The sequence below is a fragment of the Streptomyces sp. NPDC031274 genome (assembly GCF_055570235.1).
Window position 1 is genome coordinate 1 of record NZ_JBVIHP010000304.1, and the last position, 1,256, is coordinate 1,256.

At 69.8% G+C, this 1,256-nt stretch carries 1 protein-coding gene and 1 pseudogene; one reads left to right on the top strand and one right to left on the bottom strand.

The window, feature by feature from the left end; translation table 11 throughout:
- Nucleotides 1-140 (top strand): annotated as a pseudogene (locus ACZ5CR_RS45875) (MarR family transcriptional regulator); the annotation flags it as partial.
- A 21-nt stretch (nucleotides 141-161) separates the two neighbouring features.
- Here the strand turns inward: ACZ5CR_RS45875 and ACZ5CR_RS45880 are convergent.
- A complete protein-coding gene (locus ACZ5CR_RS45880) occupies nucleotides 162-1,001 on the bottom strand; it encodes a nitrilase-related carbon-nitrogen hydrolase (protein ID WP_468869837.1) in 840 nt (279 codons plus the stop codon).
- Between the last annotated feature and the right edge of the window lie 255 nt (nucleotides 1,002-1,256).

A 1,256-nucleotide genomic window follows, 5' to 3' on the forward strand; every position in this document is an offset into this window, starting at 1 on the left:
GCCTCGAGGGGATCGCCCGCTTCGTCGACTTCGTCGGCGAGGGCATGACCCGCGCCGCGGAACAGGCCCGCGAGGTCCTCTACACGAAACCCAAAACGGCCTCGGACGACACTGCCGAGCCAAGTCCAGACCACGAATAGAAAGTCGCGGTCAGGCAGGCGCTAGCTGTCGCCGCCCTCGTCGATCAGGCGGCGCACCTCCCGGTCGATCAGCCCCAGCCGTGCCTCCGCCACCAGCGGCACAGCCCGCCGGTGGCGGCGGGCCTCGTGGACGTCGATGTCGACGGTCACCAGCCCCGGCTCCCACTTCGGCGCCTGCGCGACGACCGTGCCCCGCGGGTCCACCACCCGCGAACCGCCCCAGAACGACGCCCCGTTCTCGTTCCCGACCCGGTTCACGAAGACGACCCAGCACTGGAGCATGCGGGCCGTGTAGGAGAGCAGGGTGTCCCAGTAGAGCCCCGTGTCCATCGCCTCGGGATCCAGGCTCGCCGCGCTGTTCGTGGGAATGATGATGACCTCCGCACCGTCCTGCACGGCCAGCCACGGCAGCACCGGCTGCCACGCGTCGTTGCAGACGAGGGTCGCGGCGCGTCCGTGCCCGCCCGGCAGGTCGTACGCGCGCAGGTGCTGACCGGGGCTGACGTGCTTGCGCTCCTCCCAGGCCAGGTAGTTGGGCAGGTACAACTTCCGGTGAGCATGCAGGAGTTGGCCGCCCGAGTAGTACGCGGACGTGTTGTACGCGCGCAGGCTCGTGTGTTCGTGCAGGCCGACGATCACGTCGGAGCCGAGCGTGGAGAGTTCCAGGAGGCGGGTGTCCTTCGCGTCCAGCGACGTGTCTCGCTTCAGGCCGCCCAAGTGGTAGCCGTGCAGACTCAGCTCGGGGAAGACGACGAGGTCGGCGCCCTGCGCCGCCGCCTGGCCGACCTGGTCCCTGGCCTCCGCGAGATTCTCGTCCACCTCGCCGAGGACACAGTCGGTCTGCGCAAGGGCCACTCTCATGACTCCGAGCCTCGCAGCGCAGAGCACCCCGCGCATGTCGGGGACGCCCGGACGTGGACGGGAAAGTTCGTTCGCCCAGGGGCAACTGCGGGGCAATCGGACGGGCGGGCGGGAAAGGCCTGTTCGACCAGAGGCGGATGCGGGGCAATCGGACGGGCGGGCGGGAAAGGCCTGTTCGACCAGAGGCGGATGCGGGGTAATCGGGCGGGTGGGCGGGAAAGGCCTGTTCGGCAAGGACGGACCGCGGGCAATCGG